This window comes from Nocardiopsis sp. M1B1, assembly GCF_052466615.1.
In genome coordinates, this window is record NZ_CP196194.1 from 1,369,437 (window position 1) to 1,393,132 (window position 23,696).

Here is a 23,696-nt window from a genome sequence, read left to right on the forward strand (position 1 = left end):
TGGAAGGACTCACCCCAGTTCGCCCCGGGGTTTCACCGAACGCCGAAGGAGACGCGCCGTGGCCCAGGTCCTCGTGGTCGCCGACGAACTCACCGGTGCCAACGCCACCGGTGCCCGGTTCGCCCGTACCGGGATGCGTGTGGCCACGGTGACTCCCGAGCACGTGAGCCGGGTCGTGGGGGACTACGACGTGGTCGTGGCCAACCTGGACAGCCGCCATGTCCCTCCCGAGCACGCCGCCGACCTGGTCACGGACGTGGTCGAGGCCGTGTGGCCGGTGGGGCTGGTGGTCAAGCGGACAGACTCCACGCTGCGCGGCAACATCGGTGCCGAGCTGGAGGCCACCTACGACGCCGTGCGCGAGCGCGTGCCCGCCGGAACGCGGGTGCGGGTGCTGTTCGTTCCGGCCTTCCCGAGTTCGGGGCGCATCACCGAGGACGGGCTGCAGTTCCTCAACGGGTTGCCGCTGGAGCGCACCGAGCTGGCCGAGGACCCGCTGTGCCCGATGACCACCAGTTCCGTCGCCGACATCCTCGCCGCCCAGACCGACCTTCCGGTGCGCCACGTGCCCGTGCGGCAGGTGACCCAGACGATGCTCACCGCCGAACTGCTCGCCGGTGACGAGCCCGTGGTCGTGTGCGACGCGAGCACCGAGCAGCACCTGACCGACATCGCGGAGGCAGCGGCCGCCGCGCACCACGACACGGGAATCGTGTGGCTGGCGGCCGACCCCGGGCCCACGGGGGCGCTGCTGGCCTACGCGCTGCGGTTGAGAGGCCAGGCGGGTTCGCGCGGGCCGCTGCTGGGGGTGGTGGGCAGCACCACCGAGCTGACCCGGCGGCAGCTGGCCACCGTCGCGCGCACGGGCGCGGTGCGGTTCGTGGACCTGGACGCGGTGGAGTTCAGCGTGGGGGAGCGCGCGGACGAGGTCGCCGAGCGGACCGCGCGGGAGCTGTCCGAGCAGCTGACCTCGTCGGGTTTCCCGGAACTGTGCGTGCTGCGGGTGGTGACGCCCTCCGACAGGGTGCGCGAGCTGCCCGCCCAGGTCCGCGCGGAACTGCCCGGCCGGATCGCGCGGCTGGTGTCGGACGTGGTCAACGAGGTCGCGGACACCACGGGGGCGCACGCGCTGCCCAGCGGGCTGTACCTGACGGGCGGGGACCTGGTGGCGAGTCTGCTGGACGAGCTGGACGTGCACGCGTTCGACGTGGGGGGCGAGATCGTTCCGCTGACGGTGCACGGGCACCTGAGCGGAGGGCCGTTGGACGGAACGCCGGTGGTGGCCAAGGGCGGGCTGGTCGGGGACGACATCACCCTGGTCGAGTGCCTGACGAAGCTCCGCCGGGCGGTGCAGACCCGGTTGCACCAGGTGCACTCGGAGGTGTCGGAGCACGTGGTGCCGACGCTGCTGCGCGACACGGTCTGACCCGGTTCCAAAGGGGCCCGCCCATCGGATGGTGGGTTCGCGGTTCGTTGACGTGCCCCCGCGCGCGGGGATGGTCCGGCTCGTGTTCGGCACGGGCGCCGCGGAACCTGGAATTCCGATCTCCTGGGCATCTCCCGTCCTACTCTGATGCGTCTGCTGGACAGCGGAGAAAATCTCTCACAGCATGCGTGGTCGGCACCGGCGGGTCCTGCTCCGCGATGTTCTGTCCTACCAGGAGAACACTCGCCGGGAACGCGAGCAGGTGCTGGCGGGGGCCGTGCGCGCCAACGCCAAGGAGAGCCGCGGCCAGCCAGGGTGTGCCACACCCCGGTGGAGCGCGGCCTGGTCATCCGGCCTTCCAGCACCGAGGGTGGAGAGCGTTCCCGAGACGCACACACCCTTCGGAAGTGAGCCATGAGCACCGAGTTGTTCGACGAGGACCTGCTGGGGACCATCGCCGCCGAGCCGCACCGCCCGCTGCTGTTCGTCAACGCCACCGTGTACACGTTCGACCCGCTGATCGGTGACCTGACCGGCGCCGACCTTCTCCTGGACGGGAAGGAGATCGCCGGGGTCGGCCCCGGCCTGCACACGGCCGCCGAGGACGACGGCGCGGTCGTCGTGGACTCCACGGGGCTAACCGTCGTCCCGGGCGTGGTCGAGAACGACACCGTCGCCGGACTGCGCAGGCGCCCCTCCGACCGGGTCGGCACGCTGGCCCCCGGAAACCCGGCGACCTTCGTCGTGATCGCGGGGCACCACCCCGAGGCCACCGCGCTGGAGCAGGTGATCTGGCGTCCTGAACGGGCCGCCGCGGTCGTCATCGACGGCGAGTTCGCCCTGTTCAACGGCCGACGCCTGGTCGAGCCGCTGACCGAGCGGTTCCCGGGACCGGCGCGGACACCGGCGGACAGCCCGTACCTGGGGATGTGGATCGACGAGACGGGCTTCATCCACCAGGAACTGACCGCCGACGGTCGCTACGACGAGACGCGCGGCGGACGCCCCCACGCCTACCAGGGGTCGTTCTGGATCGAGGGGGACCGCATCGTCTACCGCGACGACCTGGGCTTCTGGGCCTACGGCCGTTTCACCGACGATGTACTCCACCACGCGGGCTACGTCTTCCACCGCCGGTGAGCGCACCCGCCGGACACAGGCCTCCCCCCGCAGGGCAGCGGGGAGAGGCCGTGTACCGCCCACCGGCGGGGCCGTCGCCGCGACGGCCCCGGCTTCAGTCGTCGATCGCCTGGTAGAGGGTGGTCCAGAAGTCGTGGATCAGCCGCGCCGAGTCCGGGACGGACATCCCGACCTGGGTGAGCACGATTCCGGTGAGCTGGTTCTCCGGGTCGGCGTAGGCCGAGGTACCGGCTCCGCCGTCCCAGCCGAACTGGCCGACGGGCGCGTAGTCACCGCGGTAGGTCCGCACCGCCATCCCGAAACCCCAGCCGCCGTGCTGCCCCTGGCCGAACGACACGTGGACGTTCTCGGTGGCCATGGTGTTGCGAGCGGCCTGCTGCGCGGGCGTGAGGCGGTTGGTGGTCATCAGCTGGACGGCGGGCCGGGACAGGATCCGCTCGTTTCCGTGCATCCCCTGGTTCAGCAGCATCCGGAAGTAGGCGTGGTAGTCGTCCACGGTGGAGACCAGCCCGCCGCCACCGCCCTGGAACGCCGGAGGCTGGCTGTGCCGTCCCCCCTCGGCCGGGTCCCACACGTGGAACTCCCCGGTCTGCGGGTCGGGGGCGTACAGGGGCGGCAGCCGGTCCATCCCGTCGGCGGGCACGTGGAAACCGGTGTCCCCCATGCCCAGGGGCCCGAAGACGCGTTCGCGCAGGAACGCTTCGAACGACTGCCCCGTGACCCTGGAGACGAGCACACCGAGCAGGTCGTTGCTGATGTGGTACTGCCACTGCTCGCCGGGCTGGTGCATCAGCGGAAGCGTGCCCAGGCGGCGCATCCACTCGTCCGGCTCGGGCATCGGCTCCGGCAGGTCGGGCGTGAGCCCCTGCTCGAAGACCGCGTTCATGATCGGGGTGCCCAGCGCACTCCGGTCGATGCCGAGCCCGAACGTGGAGGTCAGCACGTCCCGTACGGTGATCGGCCGCCGCGCCGGCACGGTGTCGTCCAGCGGGCCGTCGATCCGCCTCAGCACCTGCCGGTCGGCGAGTTCGGGCAGCCACTGCTCCACCAGGTCGTCCAGCCGCAGCCTGCACTCGTCGAGCAGGACCATCGCCGCCGCCATCGAGACCGGCTTGGACGTCGAGGCCATCCGGAAGATCGTGTCCCGGCGCATCGGCGCGCCGCCGTCGTGGCGCATCGTCCCGAGCGCTTCGACGTGCGTCTCACCGCCCCGGCTGACCAGGGCGACGAGTCCGGGAATCCTCCCGCTCTCGATATGGCGTGCCAGCACGTCGCGCATTCTGTGCAGCCCCGCCTTGGAGAGGCGGCCGTTGTCGTTTTCCATCGTGGATCTCCGTAAGTCGTCAGGTGGTCGGGGGAGCGGCTGTTCAGAGGCTGCGGGCGGTGATGTCGCCGTAGGAGGTGGTGGCGTGGATGTCGAGGGTGGTGGCGCCGTCGTTCTTGAGGGCGTTGTGGATGCGGCCGTAGGGGGTGCCCGCGTTCAGGGCGGCGGAGGTGCCGGGGGCGGCGCTGATGGTGATGTCGCCGGATTCGGTGCGCAGTTCGACGGTGCCGTGGGTGGCCTGGGTGATGTCGATGTCGCCCTTGTGGACGCTGATCTGGGCGGGGCCGTTCAGGTGGCCGATGGTGATGTCGCCGTCCAGGAGGGTGAGGTGGGCGTTGGTGGTCTCGTCGAGCTTGACGGGGCCCTGGGCGGCTTCGACGGTGACGTTTCCGAGGCGGCCGACGCCGCGCAGTTCGGCGCTGGCGGCCTTGGTCTGGAGGTGGGAGCCGGTGGGCAGCTGGATGGTGATCTCCACCGATCCGGAGGGGCCGAAGGCCCGGTTCCTGGGGGTGGGGGCCTGGACGCGCAGGACGCCGTCGTCGTAGGTGACGGTGGTCTGCTGGGCGGCCTTGACGTCGCGGTTCTTGGCGGGGTTGGCGGGCTGGATCTGGACGGTGGTGTCGGTGCGGTCGGCGGCGATGAGTTGGACGCGTGCGGCGGGGATGTCCAGGACGGCGGTGATGGGGGTGGGGGTGGGGAGGGTGTGCATCGTGTTTCTCCTTCTCCTTCAGCGGCGCTGGTGCGGCTCGCTGTTTCCGATGTTGGAAAAGCTACGTTGCGTTCATGGTTGTGGCAACAGCGTCTCTGTGAGAAAGCCCCGTATGCGCAGGTGATGTCTGGGAAATTGTTGCAATGGTTCTGGATCTAATGCAACAAGCTCTACCCCGAGCGTTGCAATGGATGGAAAGTAAACGCTAGGGTGGGCGCACCCACGCACCCTGAAGGAGACCGCGATGCCCGGAGGCAGGCTCACCCAGTCCGAACGCCAACAGATCGAGCTGGGACTGACCCAGGGACTGGCCTACGCGCGGATCGCCAAGGACCTGGACCGCCCGACCTCGACCATCACGCGCGAGGTGACGCGCAACGGCGGCCCCACGGGCTACCGCGCCGACCTGGCCCACCGCGCCACCCAGCACCGCACCCGCCGCCGCACCAAGACCGCGACCCGTGCGGCACAGGCGCCCCCGCAGGCCTACGGACGCGACGCCGAGGCCGTGCGCGAGTACGAGGAGGCGTTCGCCGCCGTCTTCATGCAGTCGGGCCTGCCCAAGATGACGTCCCGGGTCCTGGTCTCCCTCTACACCACCGACACGGGCAGCCTCACCGCGGCCGAACTCGTCCAGCGCCTCCAGGTCAGCCCGGCCTCGGTCTCCAAGGCGATCACGTTCCTGGAGGGCCAGGGCCTGGTGCGCCGCGAACGCGACGAACGCCGCCGCGAGCGCTACGTCGTCGACGACGACGTCTGGTACCAGTCGATGCTGGCCAACGCCCAGGCCGAGGCCCACCTCGTCGAAGCCGCACGTCAGGGCGTCCAGGTGCTGGGGCCTGGGACCCCGGCCGCCGTGCGCCTGGAGAACATCGCCCGCTTCGTCGACTTCGTCCGCGAGAGCATCATCCGCGCCTCGGAGCAGGCCCGCGAGGTCCTGCACACCAAACCCGAGACCGTCCCGGACGCCACCGGCGAGCCGTCCCCGGAACCCCGGTAGGCAGCCGCTTCGGCGGTCACGGCCACGTGCGGCCACCTCCCCGGTCCGCCGCCGGGGAACACGCGGTGAGCCCGGCGCACACGGGGGCGCGGGTCCGGGCCGACCCGGTCCGCGCGGCCCGGCGTTCGTGTTCCCCGCGCCTTCGGGGTCTTCGCACGTCAACGCCCCCGGCGGGGAAGCCGGGGGCGCGTGGGTGCGGAGCCGGGGTCAGGCGGCCCGCGTCCGCGGCTCCAGGTGCTCGGCGGCGAGCCTGTCCAACGCCTCGGCCAGGGCCTTCGGGTACTCCAGCGGTCCCATGTGGCCGGCTCCGGGGATCTCCCGCACCTCCCGGCAGTCCTTCAGCAGCGACGCGATGTGGTGCGCGTGCCAGGGCGGGGTCAGCTTGTCGTCGGTCCCCACCATCACCACCGTGGGCACCGAGATCTGCCGGGCGGTCTCCTCCGCCTCCAGCGTGCAGATCACCCGTCCCCACGCGCCCCGGGACACACCACCGCACGCGTGGACCATCCTCATGCACAGCCGCACCATGCGCGGATCGGCCCTCCTGCCCATCACCATGGACTTCAGTACCGCCGTGGTGAGGGCGTTGCGCGGACCCAGCGGTACCGGGGCCCTGAGGAAGAGCTGCGCGCCGAACGTGCCCAGCGGCCCGGGCAGCGGGATCGCGGTCGACCGCATCGGCAGTTCCTTGCACCCGGTGTTGGTGAGCAGCACCGCGGCGACCCTCTCCCGGAACACCGGGTGCGCACCGGCCGACATGATGGTCATCCCGCCCATGCTGTGCCCGGCCACCACGGCCTTCTCGCCCTCGGGCACGGTCGCCTCCAGGACCGCGCACAGGTCCTCGGCCAGCTTCCGGGCGCCGTACCCCGCCCTGGTCAGCGGCGCCTGGGTGCGCCCGTGGCCGCGCTGGTCGTAGAGCACCACCCGCAGGGACGGGTCCAGTTCGCGCACCACCGGTCCCCACGAGGCGAGCGAGGTCGCCCAGCAGTGCGCGAGGACCACGGTCGGCCCGTCCTCCGGGCCGCGCACCTCGACGTGCAGCGGTGTGCCGTCGTCGGAGCGCACCTGGAGTTCTCGGACCTGACCCACGTGTCGGGTTGCCATCGGGGATACCTCTCACTTCGGGGGAAGGCCGCGCCGGAGCCGGAAGGGGCCGCCCCTGGTCGGCGCGGGCCCGGGGCGTGCGCGGACGCGTTCAGTCCTCGGACGCGTCGATGTCCACGTGGGGCACGGCGAAGGGCGGTGAACCGGCCCCGTTGACCGGATGGCCGCCCCACAGGTTGGGTTCGTCCAGAACCCCGGTGCCCTCGAACCCGTCGGGGGTGCGCACCACGACCGTACGCACTCCCTCGCGGAAGGCCTCGGTCACCTCCGGGCTGGGGGACAGCCGCCCCCGCCAACGGTAGTCACCGGTCAGGGGGGAGAAGTGGCCCGCCAGGTGGGCCTGGACCCGCACGGCGACGCCCTCGTCCGCCGCGACCCCGGCGTCCGCGGCGCCTGTCGCACCCTTCGTGCCGGACGGCGGCTCCGTCGGCTCCGCCCGCTCCGACCGCCGCGCGCCGCCGGTCACGGGCAGCACGACCGTCACCGTGCCCCGGTACTCCTCCTCCTCGTCACCGAACCCGCTCATACCGCTTCCCTCCCGGAGCCGCTTCGGCGCGGACCGCGTGCCGCCGGGCGCCGTCGCGGGAGCGGTCCACCCGCAGGTCGTAGTTGTGGGGGTCGAACCAGCGTGTGCGCAGCGCGAACTCCCAGGTGAAGGTCGGCCACAGCGTGGTGTTGCGGCCCTGCTCGTTGAGGTACCAGCTGTCGCAGCCGCCGGTCACCCAGACCGTGCCCTCCATGGCCCTGGCGACCATCTCGTTGTAGTCGTGCTGGGCCTTCGGGCGCACGTCCATGCGGTCCAGGCCGTTGCGGCACAGGTACTTCAGCGCCTGCATCGTGTACCGGATCTGGGCCTCGATCATGAACAGCTGCGAGGTGTGCCCCAGTCCGGTGTTGGGCCCCGCCAGCACGAAGGCGTTGGGGAACCCGGCCACGGTGGTGCCGCGGAAGGCCTGCACGTCCGTGCCCCAGTGGTCGGAGAGCGAGCGCCCCTCAGCGTCGAAGATCCGCCGCGCCACGGGCGGGTCGCTCACGTGGAACCCGGTGCCGAGGATGATCGTGTCCACCTCGTGCTCGGTCTCGCGGCCCGAGGCGTCGCGGGTGACCACGGCGTGGGGGCGCACCTCCGCGATGCCGTCGGTGACCACGTCCACGTTGGGCCGGGCCAGCGCCGGATAGTAGTCGTTGGACATCAGGATGCGCTTGCAGCCCGCCCGGAAGTCCGGCGTGAGCTTGGCCCGCAGTTCGGGGTCCTTCACGCTGCGGCGGATGTTGGCCCGGCCCAGCCTCTCCACGACCGAGAGCAGCCTGGGGTTCTTGGCGAAGCCGAGGATGTAGGTCTCCCGCCCCCAGTAGATGCTCTTGCGGGCGATCTGCTGGGTGAGCGGCACGTTGCGGTACAGCCAGCGCTCCAGCCGGGTGATGTCGCGGTCGTGCCGGAACATCACCCACGGGGCCGTGCGCTGGAACAGTGTCAGCTTCCCCGCCGCGGGCTGGATCCTGGGCACGAACTGGATCGCGGACGCCCCGGTGCCGATCACCGCGATCCTGCGGCCGGTGAGGTCGTGGTCGTGGTCCCAGTTCGCCGAGTGGAACATCGTCCCCTCGAAGGTGTCCAGGCCCTTGATGTCGGGATAGGAGGGGTCCGCGAGCGGTCCCGCCGCGCTGACGAGGAACTGGGCGGTGACGGTCCCCCGGCTGGTCTCGATCCGCCACCGGTTGCCCTCGGGCTCCCAGTGCGCGGACCTCATGTCGTGGTCGGTGCGGACGTGTTCCCGCACCCCGTACTCCCCGGCAACCCGCTCCATGTAGTCGTGGATCTCGGGTTGGGGGGAGAAGCTGCGGCTCCAGTGCGGGTTGGGCGCGAAGGAGAACGAGTACAGGTGGGAGGGGACGTCGCAGGCGGCGCCCGGGTAGGAGTTGTCGCGCCAGGTGCCGCCGACCCCGCCGGCGCGTTCCAGAACCACGAAGTCCTTCAGACCGGCCTGCTTGAGGCGGACGGCCATCCCGATCCCGGCGAAGCCGGAGCCGATGACGGCCACCCGGAAGTGGGGTGGTGCTTCGGTCACGTCTTGGTCCCTTCGTGCGGACCGGCCCGGACGTGTCGCCGTCCGGATCGGCGGGTGTGTCCCCCGGGGGCGCGGCGCGTTTCGCCCCCGGGGGAGTTGCCACCCCGTGAGGCGCGGCGTGTTCCGCCTCCGGGGAGAGGGCTCCCGGGGACGTGGCGCGTTTCGCCCCCGGGAGGCGGGTCCACCGCCGGAGGACGCGGCGCGTTTCGTCCTCCGGCGATGGGGTCTGGGGCCCGCAGGCCGCGGTGCTTCCGGACCGGAGTCCGCGGCCTGCGGGTTCGGGGGCGGACGGGGAGCGGGCCCGTTCCCCCCGAGGGGGCCCGGCTGCGGGGCGCCGACAGGAGAGGCGTCCGGAGCCGGGGAGGGGTCAGCCGAGCAGTCCGGCCCTCTTCCAGAAGTAGCGGCCCAGGCCGGTGATGGCGCCGGCGGTGTCCAGGGTGCTCACGACCTTGCGGGCGGCCCAGGTCTTGGTGCCGATCCAGTGGGGGTTGTTCCGGGCGACCCGGGAGGCCTCGCGGGGGTCGAGTCCGACCTGCGCGTACACCTTGGGGTTGATCAGCCGGGTGGCCGAGTAGTAGGTGACCAGGCCGAGGATGATCCGGCTGTAGGCCCGGTTGAGCGGGCCGCGCGTGGCCCAGTCGCGCTGGAACTCCTCGCGGGCGTAGCGCATGTGCCGCGCCTCCTCCACCACGTGGATGCGCGAGACCGAGCGCACCAGCGGCAGGATCTGCTCGTCGGGCACCGCCTCGCGCTGGAGCTGGTCGAGGACCTCCTCGACGAACAGCGCCCCGGCGAAGATCAGCGGGCCGTGCGCGATGGTCTTGAAGAGGTTGCCGAGGTGGAAGGCGACGGGGTCGAGCTTGTGCGTCTGCCAGCCGAGCTTGCCCACCATCTTGGCGAACATCACGGTGTGGCGGCACTCGTCGGCGATCTCGGTGTAGGCGTACTGGACGTGGTTGGTGCTGGGGTCGTGGTGGTAGGCGTGGCGGACCAGCATCTGCATGAGGATGGTCTCGAACCAGATGCCGATGGTGGCGACGCTGGCGATCTCCAGCCGGGAGAGCTCCTTGCGCTGCTCCTCGGTGAGCCGGTCCCACAGGTAGGTGCCGTACAGCGACAGGCGCTCGGGGCGGATCGCCCACATGTCCTTGTCCACGGGGGCGTCCCAGTCGATCTCGACGAGCGGGTCGAAGGAGGCCTTGGCCGAGCCGCGCAGCAGGCGCTTGGCGATGTCCTCGCGGTCGGTGATCTTGGGCTTGGCGGTGATCTCAGCGGTCATCTGTGTGTTCCTCCTCAGGACGCGTCCGGCCGGACCAGGGGGTTGGCGTGCCGCGAGTGGAGTCCCCGGGCGATCTCCGCCTCCCCGAAGGCGCCGTCCGACAGGAGCAGGCCCACCTGGAGCGACACGATCTGTTCGGTGGTGCCGGGGAAGTGCCGGAACAGGTGGAGCCCGGCGGTGCCGAGCACGGTGGAGGCGGTGTCGCGGCGGGCGTACCTGGCCCCGGCCGCGCGGACCACCGCCATGACGGTGTCGCGTTCGCTCTCGGCGGGGACGAGGCCGTCGAGGGCCACCCCGGTGGCCCGGGAGCTGTTGTGGATCGGGGTGTCGACGTAGCCGGGGTGGACGGTGGTGACGCCGATGTGCGAGCCGTACTCGGCGCGCAGGCAGTCGGCGTAGGCGGTCAGCGCCCTCTTGGAGACCGTGTAGGCCCCGGCGAAGGGCAGCGACAGGTTGGCCAGGAGCGAGGCGGTGATGAGGACGCGTCCCCTGCTGCGCAGCAGCGCGGGCATCGCGGCCGCGGTGACCCGCCAGGTGCCCAGCAGGTTGACCTCCAGCGCCTGGTGAACGTGGACGTCCGGGGCCTGGCCGATGTCCACGGCCGGTCCGACGCCCGCGTAGTGGATCAGCAGGTCCAGGCGGCCGTCGAGCTGGTCCAGGGCCTCGGCGACGCCCTCGCGCACCTGCTCGTCGTCGGTGATGTCGCAGCCGACGACTCCGGGGGCGGGCTTGCGGTCGATGCCGACCACGTTCACGCCGAGGTGGCGGAGGACGGCCACCGTGGCACTGCCGAAAGCGCCGGAGGCGCCGGTGACGAGGGCGTTCTGGCCGGGCAGTCGTCGCAGGTGACGCGGCAGGGGGGTCCTCATGTGATCTCCTCCACAGTTCCTGCCGGAACGTTACAACGGGCATTGTCACAATGCAATGGGGTGGAACGGGAAATTTACTGACGAGTAAGGTTCGCGGTTGTCTCTAGGCTGGACCCATGGCCGAATACCGCATTGACGAACTCGCCCGGCTCGCCGACACGACGGTGCGCAACGTCCGGGTGTACCAGGACCGTGGCCTGCTCGCGCCTCCCCGCCGGGAGGGCCGCGTGGGCATCTACTCCGAGGCGCACCTGGCGCGTCTGCGGCTGATCGGCCAACTGCTCCGGCGCGGCTACACCTTCGCCAACATCGGCGAGATGTTCCGGGTGTGGGAGCGCGGAGGGGACCTCTCCGACATCCTGGGCTTCGAGTCGGCCATAGGGGACGCCTGGAGCGACGAGATCCCCGGCTACCTGACCATGGGCGACCTGCGCGAACTCTTCGGCCACGGCGTCACGCCCCGCACGGTGAAGCGCTCCCTGGACCTGGGCGTGCTCGAACGCGACGGGCTGCGCTTCCGGGTGCCCAGCCCGCGGCTGCTGCACGCCGGGGTCGAGCTGGTGAAGCTGGGCATGACCGTGGACTCGGTGCTCGACATAGCGGAGAACCTGCGCGACAAGGTCGGCCACGTCGCCGAGCACATGGTCCGCCTGGTCGCCGACCACATCATCGCCGAGTACGCGCCCGGCACGGTGGTCCGCAGCGAGGAGACCGCCGAGATGGCCGAGCTGATCCGCCGGGTGCGCCCGCTCGCGCAGCAGGCCGTGGACGCGGTGCTGGCGCAGGCGATGGCGGAGAACCTCACCAACGTCATGGGGGAGCACTTCGCCCTGGCGATGGAGTACCTGGACAAGGACGGCGCGGACAAGGAAGGCGTGGGCGGACAGCGCGGCGGGGCTCCCGAGGGCCTGACGGGGTCCGCCTGAGGAGGCCCGCCGGTGTCGGCCCACGCTCCACGGGAGCCTGGTCGAGACCGCCTGGAACAGGCCGAACCTAGTCCGGCAGCCCCCGGAACAGGCCCTCCAGGTCGCGCTCGCCGTCGCGGGTCTGTGCACCGCTGGCCAGGCCGCCGCGGATCAGGCGCTCGGCCGCGGGGCGGGCGATCTGGCCCGCCCAGGCGTCGTGCTCCCGCAGGAGACCCTCGGCCAGGTCCTCGGGGACGATGGCGCGCTTGGCCGCCGCGACCACCCCCTCGGGCAGGGCCGCGATGTTGCGGGCGAGGCGGTCGACGGTGCCGTCGAGTTCGTCGGCGGGGACGGCCCGGTTCACCCAGCCGTAGCGCTCCGCGGTTTCGGCGTCGTACAGGTCGGCACCCAGCACCGCCTCCAGGGCGCGACCGCGGCCGATCCGGCCGGCGAGGTACTGCGTGCCCCCTCCGCCGGGGACGATGCCCATGAGAGCTTCGATCTGGCCGAGCCCGGCGCGACCGATCGCCGCGAACGCCATGTCCGCGGCCGTGACGAACTCCGCTCCTCCGCCGCGCGCCGTCCCGGCGAGCTTGACGATGGTCACCTGGGGCTGGTGCCGGAGTAGTTCCCCCAGGGCCTGGAAGACGTTGACGCCGTCGGGAAGGTCGGCCGCGAGGCCGTCGAAGGCGTCCGGAGCGTCGACGAGCGACATGTCCACGTGGGCCATGAAGAACTCCGGATCGGCGCTGTCGAACACGATCACCCGGACCGAGTCGTCGTCCCTCAGGGTGACCAGCAGGTGCCGGAGGTCGGTCATCATGGCGGCGTCCAGGATGTTGACGGGCGGGTTGTCGAGGGTGACGCGGGCGATGCCGTCCTCGCGGCCCACTCGCAGGGTTCCGTAGGCGTCGTGGCTCATGGAGGTCTCCGATCCGTACCTGATATGCACCTAGGTTCCTGGTGCATACTTACAGTGCGGCGGTGGACGACCGACGTCAATAACGCACTTTCGGCATCGTAGGGATCGCGGGGGATACCGACATGGCTGCTTCTGGAACCGGCGCCGACACCGGGAGCGGCATCGTCTTCCGGGCCGACTGCCCCAGCCGCCCGATTCTCGACCAGATCGCGGACAAGTGGTCGATGATGGTGATGGCGGTCCTCGACGAGCCCACCCGGTTCAACGGAATCAAGCGCCGCCTCGAAGGTGTGACCCAGCGGGTCCTGACCCAGACCCTGCGCCGCCTGGAGCGCAACGGGATGATCGTGCGCCGCGTGCTGCCGACCTCACCGGTCGGGGTCGAGTACTCCCTCACCCCGCTCGGCGAATCCCTGCGGGAGCCGTTCGGCCGGTTGTACGGGTGGACGGTCGACAACGCGGACGAGATACGGGCGAGCCAGAGGGAGTACGACCGACGCGCTCGGAGCTGAGGGCGGCGGCCCCCTTCGGCGGACCGCCGCTGTCGGCTCCACGGGTGCCTCTCACGCCGGGGCGGCGTCCTCCCTCGACGCCTCGGAGTCCACCACCGTGAGCGGGAGCGGGACGGTGAACCGCAGTTCGGCGAAGGCCCCGGCCGGGACCGCCGGGGACGCCGGGAGCACCGGCCCGACCCGCCGGTACCGCTCGCCCTGCTCCGGCCGGGGGTCCTCCTCGCCCCGGTTGGGCCACATCGACATCGCGCGCTCGGCCTGCGCGGTGATGGTCAGCGACGGGTTCACCCCCAGGTTCGCGGTGACCGCCGAGCCGTCCACCACGTGGACGCCCGGGTGGCCGTACAACCGGTGGTAGGGGTCGATGACGCCGGTCTCCGCGCTGTCGCCGATCGGGCAGCCGCCCAGGAAGTGCGCGGTCATCGGGACGTTGAACACGTCGCCCACCGTGCCCCCGGGAAAGCCGTCGATGCGCTCGGCCAGCCGGGTGGCCGCCTCCTGCCCGGCCGGGATCCACGTCGGGTTCGGCTCGCCGTGGCCCTGCCGGGAGGTCAGCCTCCTCTTCCCGCCCAGCGGCCCCCGCCGCACCGACGTCGTCAGCGAGTTGTCCAGCGACTGCATCACCAGGCCGATGATGGTCCGCTCAGACCAGCGGCGGGCGGAGAGGCTGCGGGCGAACACCACGGGGTGGCGCGCCGCCAGGCCCAGGAACCGCAGCCAGCGCGGGACCCGCCCGCCGCCGGGCACCTGCATCGCGGTGAGCAGAGCCATCGCGTTGGAGCCCTTGCCGTAGCGGACCGGTTCGATGTGGGTGTTCTCGTCCGGGTGGATCGAGGACGTGATGGCCACGCCCCGGGTCAGGTCCTCCTGCGGCCGGACCCGGCGGGTCATCGCGCCGACGAGCGCCTCGGAGTTGGTGCGGGTGAGCGTGCCCAGCCTCGCCGACAGGCGGGGCAGCGCGCCCGAGTCGCGCATGCGGTGCAGCAGTGTCTGGGTGTTGTAGGTCCCGGCGGCCACGACCACCTGGCGGGCGGTGAACGTGCGGGCGTTCGACCGCCGCCGGGGCGCGTCGGTCCTGACGGTGTCGGCGGCGAAGCCCCCGCCCGGCAGTTCGCGCAGCCGCTCGACGGTGGTCAGCGGGTGCACCTCGGCGCCGTCGCGCTCGGCGAAGTACAGGTAGTTCTCGGTCAGGGCGTTCTTGGCGCCGTGGCGGCATCCGGTCATGCACTCCCCGCACTCCGTGCAGGCCCGCCGGTCGGGGCCCGCGCCGCCGAAGTAGGGGTCGCCCACGGACGCGCCGGGCTCGGCCCGGGCGCCGTCGCCGTCCTGTCCGTCGCCGAAGCACACGCCCACCGGGGTGAGGCGGAAGGTGTGCCCCACGCCCATGTCCTCGGCGACCGCCTTCATGTGCACGTCGGAGGGGGTGACGGTGGGGTTGGTGCGCACGCCGAGCATGCGGCGGGCCTGGTCGTAGAACGGCGCCAGCTCCGACTTCCAGTCGGTGATGTGCCGCCACTGCGGGTCCTCGAAGAACGGGTCCAGCGGGTGGTACAGCGTGTTGGCGTAGTTGAGGGAACCGCCGCCGACGCCGGCGCCCGCCAGGATCATCACGTCGCGCAGCAGGTGGATGCGTTGGATGCCGTACATGCCGAGCTTGGGCGCCCACAGGAAGTTGCGGACGTCCCAGGACGAGGAGGGCAGAGTCTGGGGCGTGAAGCGGCGTCCCGCCTCCAGGACGCCGACGCGGTAGCCCTTCTCGGTGAGGCGCAGGGCGCTCACCGAGCCGCCGAACCCCGAGCCCACGACCAGGACGTCGTAGTCGAAGCGGTCGGCGCGGTCACCGGCCGCGGACCCGGTCTCGGCCCTGGTTCCGGTCGGGGTTTCGGCGGCGGTTCGGGGGGTGGGGGCGGAGGAGCTGGTGGTGACGGTGGTGGCGGTGGGGTCTGTGCTGCGCTCTGGGGGCACGGTGGGTCTCTCTCCAGGTCAGTCGCGGTCTCCCGTAGTGCGCCGGATACGGGTCCGCAACATTGAATGCGCCATCTAGAAATGTGACAACAACTATTGTAATGTTCGTCACTACCGCCGAGTAGGGTGTGTTCCATGTAACACACGTGGCGTGCCTCGGCGCAAGTTCGGCTCCCCCTCGCCGCTCACGGGCGGCGGAACACTGGAGGTACTCATGCCCAAGGCTTCCGGCGAGGCGTCCGAGGCGTCCGAGGCGCCTCAGGACGCGCCTGAGCAGCACGAAGCCGGTGGCGGAACGCGCTGGCGCAGGTTCGCCCTCGTGGCCGTTCCCGGGCTCGCGGCCGCCGCGGTCCTCGGAGGCATGACCACCCAGGGCCTGCTCGCCGCCTCCTTCGCGGTGTCCGGTGACAGTTTCAAGATGTCCGCCGACCAGCTCGTCGGCACCGGCTTCACCCAGTACGGCGACGCCGCCACCTCCGTCGACGGCTCCTCACGCCCGGTCGGCCTGTCCTCGGTCGGCTCCGCCGAGCTGACCAACCTGTGCATGTCCTCCCTGTGGGACCTGCCCATCGGCCAGGCCACCCTCGTCATCACCGCGGGAGAGTCCACCCCGGTCGAGGGCACCAACCTCGTCCTGGACATCGAGCAGCTCCAGGGCGACGCCGAGTTCGGCTCCATCGAGATCGGCCGCGACGCCAGCACGCTGGACAGGGCCGAGGGCGGCCAGGGGCCGGCGGGCGGTTTCGGCCTCCAGTCCCAGAACATCACCGTCTCCGACATGCGGCTGACCACATGGGCGGTCACCTCCGGATCCCTGAAGCTGTCCGGTCTGAGCCTGGCCGTGCGGCCCGGCGAGCACGAGTGCTTCTGATCCCATGGCCCACGCACTGACCCTGCTCCGCGGGGGCCGGGCGCGCCTGCGCAGCTGGCGGCGCGGACGCCCGTTCTGGGGCGGGCTCCTCCTCGTCATCGCCGGAGTCGAGCTGCTGGTCGCGCCGGCCACGCAGAGCCTGATCCTGCCCATCGACCTGATCGCCTACACCGGTGTCGCCGGTGTGTCGGGCCCGCTCATCGCGGTGCTGCTGATCACCCTGGGAGCGCTGAGCTGGTTCCAGCCCGCGCAGCACCTCTTCTTCGGGGTGGTCGGGCTCATGCTCGGCCTGGTGTCCTTCGTGACCTCCAACTTCGGCGGCTTCGTCATCGGGATGCTGCTCGGCATCGTCGGCGGTTCCCTCGTCTTCGCGTGGGCGCCCCGCGTGGACCGTCGCCGAAGGCGCGGCCGGGGACGCCGCCGGGCCGCGGACGCCGACGCAGCCGGTCCCGCGACACCCGACACGGGCGTTCCCGGGGCCGTCGACCCCCGCGGCCCCGAAGCGACCGACGAGGCCGGTGGGCACGCGGTGGGGAAGGAACCTCCGGCCGCCGTGCCCGCCGTGCCCGCCGTGCCAGCCGAGACCGCGCCCGAAGCGGGCGTTCCCGGGTCCCTTCCCGACAGGGACACCGGTCCCGCGACACCCGGCGGGGTCGTCAGCGACCGCCCGCCTCCGTCCCGGCCGCTGGCCGCGCTCGCCCTGCCCCTGGCACTGGCCGTGACCCTGGCCAGCGCCGCCGCGCCCGCCGACTGGCCCTGGGACTGGTTCCTGCCCCCGGGCGACGAGGAGGAACAGCCCTCGCCCTCGCCTTCCCCCTCCCCCTCGGACGAGCCCTCGGCGAGCCCCACCGACCGGCCCACCCAGCCGGGCACGGGGCCCGGCGCGGACGAGGGGGGCGGTGCGGACGAACGGCCTGAGGACGAGGAGACCGGGGAAGAGGAGCCCGGGGAAGAGCCGGAGGAGGACGGGCCGGACCGGGAGGCGAACCCGGACGAGTGCGAGATGGGCACCGGTGAGTCCGCCCTGGCCGGGTCCGAGGAGGAGTTCCTGGACGCCGTCCGCGCCTGCCAGGCGGCCCGGGACGAGGGCGAGCTGCCCGAGGTTCCGGTGGAGGAGGCCTACGACTGCTCCACCGGCTCGGTCCGCACCTCCGGCCTGACCGCCGACCGGCTGACGATGAGCGGCGCCCGCTACGACGGCGTGGTGGAGTGCCCCACCCTCGACGGGCCCCGCAGGTACATCCGGCTGACCATGAGCCGGGCCGACTTCGTCAACGCCGAACTGTGGTTCGAGGACGCCGGAACCCGGATGAGCCTGGGCCTGCCCACCATGGTCATGGACGGGTCCGTCCAGATGCACATCACCCGCATGCACGTGCGCATCCTGGGGATCCCGCTCACCTTCACACCGGACTTCCCGCCCCCGCTGCTGCTGCCGTACATGATCGTCACCGACGTGGACGTGGACGACCCGCTGGCCAGCACCGACGCCATGAACATCCCCGACCTCAACGGCCGCTACGGCGGCGCCTGACCGCGCCGCCGCACACGGGGGCGGGGGCGCAGTCTCCGCGCCGCCCCCGCCCCCGCGCCGTCACAGACCTGAGTCGATCAGACGGCTGGCCCTGCCCACGTGCGACACGTACAGCGCGTCACGGGCCCGGGTGCAGGCCACGAACAGCAGCGTCCGCTCCTGCTGGAAGGCGTGCTCCAGCGCCACCTGGTCGCCGTCGGCGGCCTCGATGGCGGCCTTGGGCGGCAGCAGGTGGTCGCTGACGCCGATCAGCGCCACGCACCGGAACTCCTGGCCCTTGAGCCGGTGCATCGTCCCCACGCGCACCGCCTCGGCGGTGCCGCTGTCCTCCAGTTGGGCGGTGGGGACGCCCCTGGCCTCCAGCTCCTTGGCGATGCCGCGCACGACCCACTGGTTGCGCCCGGCCACCGCGATCTCCGCCGGGTTGACCCCGGCCTCCAGCCACACCCGCACCCAGTCGCCCAGCGCGGTGAGCTCCTCGGCGCGGTCCTCGCAGCCGCGCACCACCGGCGCCGGACCGCGCAGCAGCGAGCGGTACCCGGCCAGGGTGTCGGCGTTGTCGTCCATGCCCAGGGCCGCGCGGCGGTCCAGGATCGGCATGCTCCAGTCCAGGATCTCCTGGGTCACCCGGTAGCTCACCCGCAGCCGCTGGCCGCGCCCGCGCACGTTGATGCCGAGCGAGGCCAGTGACACCCGGTTGTCGGACACCCGCTGGTGCGGGTCGCCGACGATGAACAGGTCGTCCGGCCCCTCCGGGACGGCGGCGCGCAGCATCCGCCACTGTGTCGGGTGCAGGTCCTGGGCCTCGTCGACCACGGCGTGCCGGAACAGCGGCTCGCGGCGGCCCAGGATCCGCGCGGCCTCGGCGGCCAGCTGGGGGTAGGACCACATCCCCTCCACCCTCATGGCGCCGACGTAGCGCCGCACGGTCTCCCACACCTGGCGGCGGTGCTCGGGAGCCAGGTGCTGCACCCGCCCGCTGCGCTCGCAGCGGATGTAGTCGGGTAGCAGCTCCAGGCCCTTGGCGAGGATGACCTGCTCCCACTCGTCCACCAGGAAGCGGCCGGAGAAGGGCAGGCCGTCGGCCACCGCCACCGCGCGCCAGCGCCGGGCCAGCTCGTCCTTGCCGACCATGCGGGGCGCCACGCTGGTGTGGGTCTGCACGACCGAGCGGGCGAGGCTGTCGATGGTGGCCACGCGCACGCGGGCGCGCACGCCGGGATCGGGCAGGAGCTGGTCCAGCCGCTCGGCCAGGGACTGCGCCAGCGCCCGGTTGTAGGTGGTCAGGAGCACCGACTCGCGGGTGTCCTCGGGGCGGGCGGCGGCGTCGCGCTCGGCCAGGTAGGCGGCGCGGTGCAGCGCGATCACGGTCTTGCCGGTCCCCGGGCCACCGGTGACCTGCGTGGACCCGTTGTAGTGCGCCTCGGTGATCCGGTGCTGGTCGGGGTGCAGGGTCAGCTGCCACTGGTCGAAGGGCGCCCTCAGGGCCCCGGCCAGCTCGGGCGGGCCGCTGGGCGTGGGGTCGGCCTCGGCGGGGTCGATCCCGGTCGGCGCCTCGGGGCGCAGGTCGCGCGCGAAGCGCAGGGCCTCGTCGCGCGGGCGCACGGTGACCAGGCGGTAGTGGGTGCCGTCGGCGAGGTCGCCGTCACCGGTCCGGCCGCGGCCCGCGGCGTCGGGGACGACGACGCCGGACCAGTCGGGGGCGATGCTGACGACCCGGACGCCCGGGTCGGCGGCGCCCGCGACGGACTCCAGGTCGGGCTCGTCGCCGACCTGGCAGGCGCGCATCACGGCCAGGGTGTTGAGCTGGACGTCGGGCGTGAGGCGGGTGAAGTCGCTGAGAAACGTCGGGGCGATCGCGAGGGCGGACACGTCGTGGTTTCCTCCGGTCTTCGACCAAGGTGGTGTCTGTGGTGCTCGGGGAGGTCGGATCGGATGGTCTGGCCTGGGAGAACGGCCTGTGCGGCCGCGGCTCCCAAAGGAAGGATGCTCGCCGCGGAATTCCGGCAAACGCCGCTCCCAGTGCGTTTCCCGCCAGGTTCGGGAGATGTCGAGGCTCTCGCGTTTTGGCTGTTCAGGGCCGTGTTTGCGGAGGTGTGTTCGACGGGTGGGCGAAGGTTTTCCGGGACGGTCGGGAGAGGTTCCCGCGACCTGCGGTTCTCCGTTCGGATGCTGTGTCCGGAACCGGGTTTGTGTATCTGTCCGAAATCCCTTCAACGACGGGGTCGGACACCGGAAGAGTGCCTGTTCCGCGTGGGGTCGACGGGGAGTATGAGGGTGCCCCGATCACGCATGGAGGGCGGGACCGAAAACCGGAAGGGTGGGGAGGGGAGCGCCGGGCCCGTACGGCGGGCCGCGCGGCGGGGGAGCGGTTCACGGTGTGGCCGGTTGCGGACACGCGCTGTGCAGACGCGCGCCGACGCGAGATCGTGTACCAGGGGGAGTCAGGAACCACGTGTGGTTCAGGACTCTGCCGGGGTCCGTCCTACCCCGGCAGAGTCCTCAACCACCCTAGAGAAGCGGTACCCAGTCCCCGACCTCCCCAAAGCGCGCCGGGCCGCCAACCTGCGGTGAGAGGGGACGCGGGTGCCGGTCACGGCCCCGCGGCCGCTCCCGCCCGCGTGAGGGGCCGGTCCGCGGCGGCGCCGGTTCCGCACCGCGCTCCTCTCCGCCCATGCTCTACCGTGGTGGTGACAAAAGGAGCGGGAAAGGACCGGGCGAGCGACAGTGGCCTCCAATGACATGAGTCGGATGCGCGTCTCCGACGCGGAGAGGGACCAGGTGGCGGAGGTCCTGCGGGAGGCGGCGGCGCAGGGGCGCATCACCCTCGACGAACTCGACGAACGGCTCAACGCCGTCTACGCGGCCAAGACCTACGCCGACCTCGAACCGGTCACCGCCGACCTGCCGACGGGCGCCGAGACGCTGCCGGGCACCGTCGCGCGGCCGGTGGAGGGCCTTCTCCCGGAGCGCCGCGACGGAGGCGACGCCCTCGTCATCCGCTCCCAGGGCAGCCCCGTCGTCCGCAAGGGCGTGTGGAAGGTGCCGCACCGCGTCGAGGTGTACAACAAGTACGGCTCCACCCGGCTCGACTTCCGCGAGGCCTCCCTGACCGCCTCCGTCGTCGAGGTCCACGTCGACGCCTCCTGGGGTTCGGGCGACGTGATCCTGCCCGAGGGCGCCACCGCCGACGTGGAGGCGGACGCCTCCTGGTTCGGCACGCTGCGCAACAGCGTCGACTCCCTCCGCCGCGCGTCCGCACCGCACTTCGTCATCACCGGTTCCTGCCAGGGCGGCTCCCTGACGATCCGGTACAAGCGGCCCTTCTCCTGGGGCGCTCTGGCGGGTCTGGGGAGCTGAGGCCGGGTTCCCGCGCGGCCGCGGTGGGCCTCCGCGAGCGGGAGTCCGGCTCCGGCCGGGGACGGTTCCGTACGGAGCCGGTTCCGGGCCTCCCAGGGGAGGCGGGCCCGGCACGGAGGTTCTGACGCGTCCCGGTTTTCGGCCTCCCGCACGGGTCCGTCCGCCTTCGTCCGGATACCCGCGCTCCGCCGGTGCGCCATGATGGGTGCGACGCGCGCCCCCGCGCACGCACGGGGCGGAGGAAGCCTGGGTCAACTCCTACTTCCTGCCCATGCGCGGCCCCGCGCACGCGCGGGGCGGAGGCGGCCACCGCCCCGGGAGCACCCGGGCGGGCCGCGGCACCGCGCGGACGGGTGGCGGACGCGCGCCGGACGACGGGAAAGGGCGGCAGGGTGGGCTTGTGGATCGCGGCGGTCGGAGCGGGCGCGTGCGCCCTGGCACTGGGCCCCTACGCCTGGACCTTCCTGGGCAGCGCCGGGCGCCGCGGGGAGGTCGACACCGTCCCGCACCGGCCCGTGGCCGTGGTCCTGGGGGCCGCCGCCTGGAACGACGGACCCTCGCCGCTGCTCGCCCGCCGCCTGGACCTGGCCGTGCGCCTGTACGAGAACGGCCGTGTCGAGCGGATCATCGTCTCGGGAGACAACCGCGAGGTGTCGCGCCGCGAGACCGACACCATGACCGCTTACCTGGTCGGACAGGGCGTGCCCGCCGACCGGATCGACGCCGACCGCCACGGCTACCGCACCTGGGACACTTGCGTGCGGGTGCGCGACCTGTTCGGGGTCCGTGAGGCGACCATGGTCACCCAGTCCTTCCACCTGCCCCGCACGGTCTCCCTCGCCCGGGCCGCGGGGATCGACGCCGTCGGGGTGGGCGACTCCAGCATGGGCGCCCGCCGCCGCTCCACCGTGATCGGCTACGCCCGTGAGGTGGCCGCCGCGGTCAAGGCCCTGCGCGACGCCGTGCTGCGCCCGGCGCCCGCCCGGAGCGAGCCCTAACGCGACCCGGTCCGAGGCGCTGACCGTCGCGCCGCCCGGGCGTCCACAGGCGCGAACCGCCTCTGGCGCCGCCACGCGGCGCGGACCTAGCGTGGTGACAGGGGGGTCCCCGGGCTCCTCCGCTTCGTGCTGCCCGCCCCCGCCCCCGGCCTCGGGCTTGGGCGCCGCCGCACCGCCCGGCTCGTCCACAGGTGGATTCGCGTGCACCGGTTCAGGCGGGATAATCGGCACCATGAACGCGACCACCGACCCACACGACGGCGCGGAGAACGTGGACTGGGCGACCCTGGCCCCCGAGGGCGGCGCTCGCATCCCCGAGCTCCTCGGCCAGCTCGCCGGGAGCGACAGCGCGCTCTCCGAACTCCACGACATCATCCACTTCCCCGCGCCCGGACACCTCGCCGCACCCAAGGCGGTCGACTTCCTGGTCGACCTCGCCTGCGCCGAATCCACCCCGGCCACCGACCGCTGGCGTCCCCTGAGCCTGCTCCTGGAGCTGGTGGCAGGGCACGCCGAGGACCGCTTCCCCGAGGCCCGCGACCTGGACCAGTGGCGCGACGAGGTGGCCTGGGCGGCCTCCAACGACGCCGAGAAGGTCCGCCAGCAGTACCGCGACTGGGCCGAGGAGGCCCCGGACGAGCAGCACCACCACCGCATGCGCAACCGGCTCGCCGTGATGGAGCAGCCCGACGGCGCCGCGATCCTCCAGGCTGAGCTGGACACCTACGAGGCCGTCCGCGCCCGCGTCCCCGACCTGGTCTCCCTGCTCCACGGCGGCGCCAACCGCGGCGGAATGGACCGCGCTGGGGAGTGGGTGAGCTACCTCCTGGCCTTCCTGCCCGACGACGCCGAGCGCATCACCGCCGAGATCACCGGAGCCTCCCAGGTCCTGCTCGCCAAGGACCTGCGCCCCGCCCCGCAGGCGCCCACGAGCCTGCGCGACGTGATGAACGCGCTGGACAGCGGCGGCGACCCGCTCCCCGCGGAACTGTTCGCCCTCGGCCTGCTGGCCAGCCCGACCGACATCGACCTCTCGGTCGGCCTCACCCACCAGATGGCGAGCGGGAACCTGTACAACTCCTTCGCCGCCTCGGTGGCGATGCTGCTCATCCACGGCGAGAACACCCCGCGCGAGGCGCTGCGCCGCATCGGCCGCGGCGGCGGCACCTCCATGGGCTACCAGGGCCTGTTCAACGAGTCCTGGCCGCACTGCGGCGGGCACTCCCCGCAGGTACTGGGCTTCCTGGCGCTGGGCCGCGCGGGCGACCGCGCCCGCCGCCTGCGCCTGGACATCCTGCCCGGCCTGATCAAGGGCGAGGAGGACTCGCGCGCCCTCGTGACGGGCGTCGGCCTGGAACTGGTGCTCGGCCCCCGTAGCAAGGGCCACACCGCCGAGGAGCACGCCGAGGCCGACTACGACGAGGAGACCCTCAAGGTCCTCTGGACGATCGCCGAACTGCCCGCCTCCGCCTGGGAGGACGAGGAGTTCACGCGGACCCTGAGCGCCTGGGCGCTGCCGGACAACGCCGAGGACTTCTGCGCGCTCGCGGGTGTGGAGCCCGAACCGGAGCCGGAGCAGGCCGCGGCCCCGCAGCCGCAGCAGCCCGCTGCCCCCCAGCCCGGCGGGCTGCTGGGGCGCCTCTTCGGAGGAGGACGGTAGGGCGCGCCCGGTCCACCGGCGCGGTTCCCGGCGCCGGTGGACCGAC

At 72.3% G+C, this 23,696-nt stretch carries 20 protein-coding genes; 10 read left to right on the top strand and 10 right to left on the bottom strand.

Annotated elements, in window-relative coordinates; translation table 11 throughout:
* Positions 1 to 58 precede the first annotated feature (58 nt).
* Entirely contained in the window at positions 59 to 1,426 is a 1,368-nt protein-coding gene (locus ACSTA4_RS06160; protein ID WP_274976530.1) for a four-carbon acid sugar kinase family protein, read from the top strand.
* Between the two features lie 414 nt (positions 1,427 to 1,840).
* On the top strand, positions 1,841 to 2,566 hold the full coding sequence (locus tag ACSTA4_RS06165) for an Atu4866 domain-containing protein (protein WP_444962720.1): 726 nt from the start codon (positions 1,841 to 1,843) through the stop codon (positions 2,564 to 2,566).
* Between the two features lie 94 nt (positions 2,567 to 2,660).
* On the opposite strand, the gene ACSTA4_RS06170 is transcribed toward ACSTA4_RS06165, so the two are convergent.
* Both ACSTA4_RS06170 and ACSTA4_RS06175 read right to left on the bottom strand, forming a co-directional pair.
* The gene (locus tag ACSTA4_RS06170) at positions 2,661 to 3,890 is read right to left on the bottom strand and encodes a serine hydrolase domain-containing protein (RefSeq protein WP_444962721.1); all 1,230 of its coding nucleotides are present in this window, start codon (positions 3,888 to 3,890) and stop codon (positions 2,661 to 2,663) included.
* A gap of 43 nt (positions 3,891 to 3,933) precedes the next feature.
* On the bottom strand, positions 3,934 to 4,599 hold the full coding sequence (locus ACSTA4_RS06175) for a DUF4097 family beta strand repeat-containing protein (RefSeq protein WP_444962722.1): 666 nt from the start codon (positions 4,597 to 4,599) through the stop codon (positions 3,934 to 3,936).
* Positions 4,600 to 4,843: 244 nt separating this feature from the next.
* Here ACSTA4_RS06175 and ACSTA4_RS06180 point away from each other — a divergent pair, with 244 nt between their 5' ends.
* Positions 4,844 to 5,599, top strand: a complete 756-nt coding sequence (locus ACSTA4_RS06180) for a helix-turn-helix domain-containing protein (protein WP_444962723.1) — start codon at positions 4,844 to 4,846, stop codon at positions 5,597 to 5,599.
* 207 nt (positions 5,600 to 5,806) lie between these two features.
* Here ACSTA4_RS06180 and ACSTA4_RS06185 read toward each other — a convergent pair whose 3' ends face one another.
* From ACSTA4_RS06185 to ACSTA4_RS06205, 5 genes are all read right to left on the bottom strand, one after another.
* Positions 5,807 to 6,706 carry an alpha/beta fold hydrolase gene (locus ACSTA4_RS06185; RefSeq protein WP_444962724.1) on the bottom strand — a complete coding sequence of 300 codons (900 nt, stop codon included), beginning with the start codon at positions 6,704 to 6,706 and terminating at the stop codon, positions 5,807 to 5,809.
* Positions 6,707 to 6,797: 91 nt separating this feature from the next.
* Positions 6,798 to 7,232 (bottom strand): DUF4873 domain-containing protein, encoded by a 435-nt coding sequence (locus ACSTA4_RS06190; protein WP_444962725.1) that lies wholly within the window; start codon positions 7,230 to 7,232, stop codon positions 6,798 to 6,800.
* Complete coding sequence (locus ACSTA4_RS06195) at positions 7,216 to 8,775, bottom strand: flavin-containing monooxygenase (protein ID WP_444962726.1); 1,560 nt, start codon at positions 8,773 to 8,775, stop codon at positions 7,216 to 7,218. The genes ACSTA4_RS06190 and ACSTA4_RS06195 overlap by 17 nt, the downstream gene beginning before the upstream one ends.
* A gap of 367 nt (positions 8,776 to 9,142) precedes the next feature.
* The gene (locus ACSTA4_RS06200; RefSeq protein ID WP_444962727.1) at positions 9,143 to 10,054 is read right to left on the bottom strand and encodes an AurF N-oxygenase family protein; all 912 of its coding nucleotides are present in this window, start codon (positions 10,052 to 10,054) and stop codon (positions 9,143 to 9,145) included.
* Positions 10,055 to 10,068: 14 nt separating this feature from the next.
* Positions 10,069 to 10,923, bottom strand: a complete 855-nt coding sequence (locus ACSTA4_RS06205; protein ID WP_444962728.1) for an SDR family NAD(P)-dependent oxidoreductase — start codon at positions 10,921 to 10,923, stop codon at positions 10,069 to 10,071.
* 116 nt (positions 10,924 to 11,039) lie between these two features.
* Here ACSTA4_RS06205 and ACSTA4_RS06210 point away from each other — a divergent pair, with 116 nt between their 5' ends.
* Positions 11,040 to 11,849, top strand: a complete 810-nt coding sequence (locus tag ACSTA4_RS06210) for a MerR family transcriptional regulator (RefSeq protein WP_248773833.1) — start codon at positions 11,040 to 11,042, stop codon at positions 11,847 to 11,849.
* A 67-nt stretch (positions 11,850 to 11,916) separates the two neighbouring features.
* Here the strand turns inward: ACSTA4_RS06210 and ACSTA4_RS06215 are convergent, their stop codons facing one another.
* On the bottom strand, positions 11,917 to 12,780 hold the full coding sequence (locus ACSTA4_RS06215) for an enoyl-CoA hydratase/isomerase family protein (RefSeq protein WP_444962729.1): 864 nt from the start codon (positions 12,778 to 12,780) through the stop codon (positions 11,917 to 11,919).
* Positions 12,781 to 12,872: 92 nt separating this feature from the next.
* Here ACSTA4_RS06215 and ACSTA4_RS06220 point away from each other — a divergent pair, with 92 nt between their 5' ends.
* Positions 12,873 to 13,262 carry a winged helix-turn-helix transcriptional regulator gene (locus ACSTA4_RS06220; protein WP_444962730.1) on the top strand — a complete coding sequence of 130 codons (390 nt, stop codon included), beginning with the start codon at positions 12,873 to 12,875 and terminating at the stop codon, positions 13,260 to 13,262.
* Between the two features lie 51 nt (positions 13,263 to 13,313).
* On the opposite strand, the gene ACSTA4_RS06225 is transcribed toward ACSTA4_RS06220, so the two are convergent.
* A complete protein-coding gene (locus ACSTA4_RS06225) occupies positions 13,314 to 15,227 on the bottom strand; it encodes a GMC oxidoreductase (RefSeq protein WP_444962731.1) in 1,914 nt (637 codons plus the stop codon).
* A 214-nt stretch (positions 15,228 to 15,441) separates the two neighbouring features.
* Between ACSTA4_RS06225 and ACSTA4_RS06230 the strand changes: the two genes are divergently transcribed.
* Positions 15,442 to 16,098, top strand: coding sequence for a DUF6230 family protein (locus ACSTA4_RS06230; RefSeq protein ID WP_444962732.1), 657 nt, complete (start codon positions 15,442 to 15,444; stop codon positions 16,096 to 16,098).
* A gap of 4 nt (positions 16,099 to 16,102) precedes the next feature.
* Positions 16,103 to 17,632, top strand: a complete 1,530-nt coding sequence (locus ACSTA4_RS06235; RefSeq protein ID WP_444962733.1) for a DUF6114 domain-containing protein — start codon at positions 16,103 to 16,105, stop codon at positions 17,630 to 17,632.
* A gap of 60 nt (positions 17,633 to 17,692) precedes the next feature.
* Here the strand turns inward: ACSTA4_RS06235 and ACSTA4_RS06240 are convergent, their stop codons facing one another.
* Positions 17,693 to 19,504 carry a UvrD-helicase domain-containing protein gene (locus tag ACSTA4_RS06240; protein WP_444962734.1) on the bottom strand — a complete coding sequence of 604 codons (1,812 nt, stop codon included), beginning with the start codon at positions 19,502 to 19,504 and terminating at the stop codon, positions 17,693 to 17,695.
* 879 nt (positions 19,505 to 20,383) lie between these two features.
* Here ACSTA4_RS06240 and ACSTA4_RS06245 point away from each other — a divergent pair.
* The 3 genes from ACSTA4_RS06245 (at position 20,384) to ACSTA4_RS06255 (ending at position 23,650) form a co-directional block, all read left to right on the top strand.
* Positions 20,384 to 20,992 (top strand): DUF1707 SHOCT-like domain-containing protein, encoded by a 609-nt coding sequence (locus ACSTA4_RS06245; protein ID WP_444962735.1) that lies wholly within the window; start codon positions 20,384 to 20,386, stop codon positions 20,990 to 20,992.
* Positions 20,993 to 21,384: 392 nt separating this feature from the next.
* On the top strand, positions 21,385 to 21,990 hold the full coding sequence (locus ACSTA4_RS06250; RefSeq protein WP_444962736.1) for a SanA/YdcF family protein: 606 nt from the start codon (positions 21,385 to 21,387) through the stop codon (positions 21,988 to 21,990).
* Between the two features lie 232 nt (positions 21,991 to 22,222).
* Positions 22,223 to 23,650 carry a hypothetical protein gene (locus tag ACSTA4_RS06255; protein WP_444962737.1) on the top strand — a complete coding sequence of 476 codons (1,428 nt, stop codon included), beginning with the start codon at positions 22,223 to 22,225 and terminating at the stop codon, positions 23,648 to 23,650.
* Positions 23,651 to 23,696 lie beyond the last annotated feature (46 nt).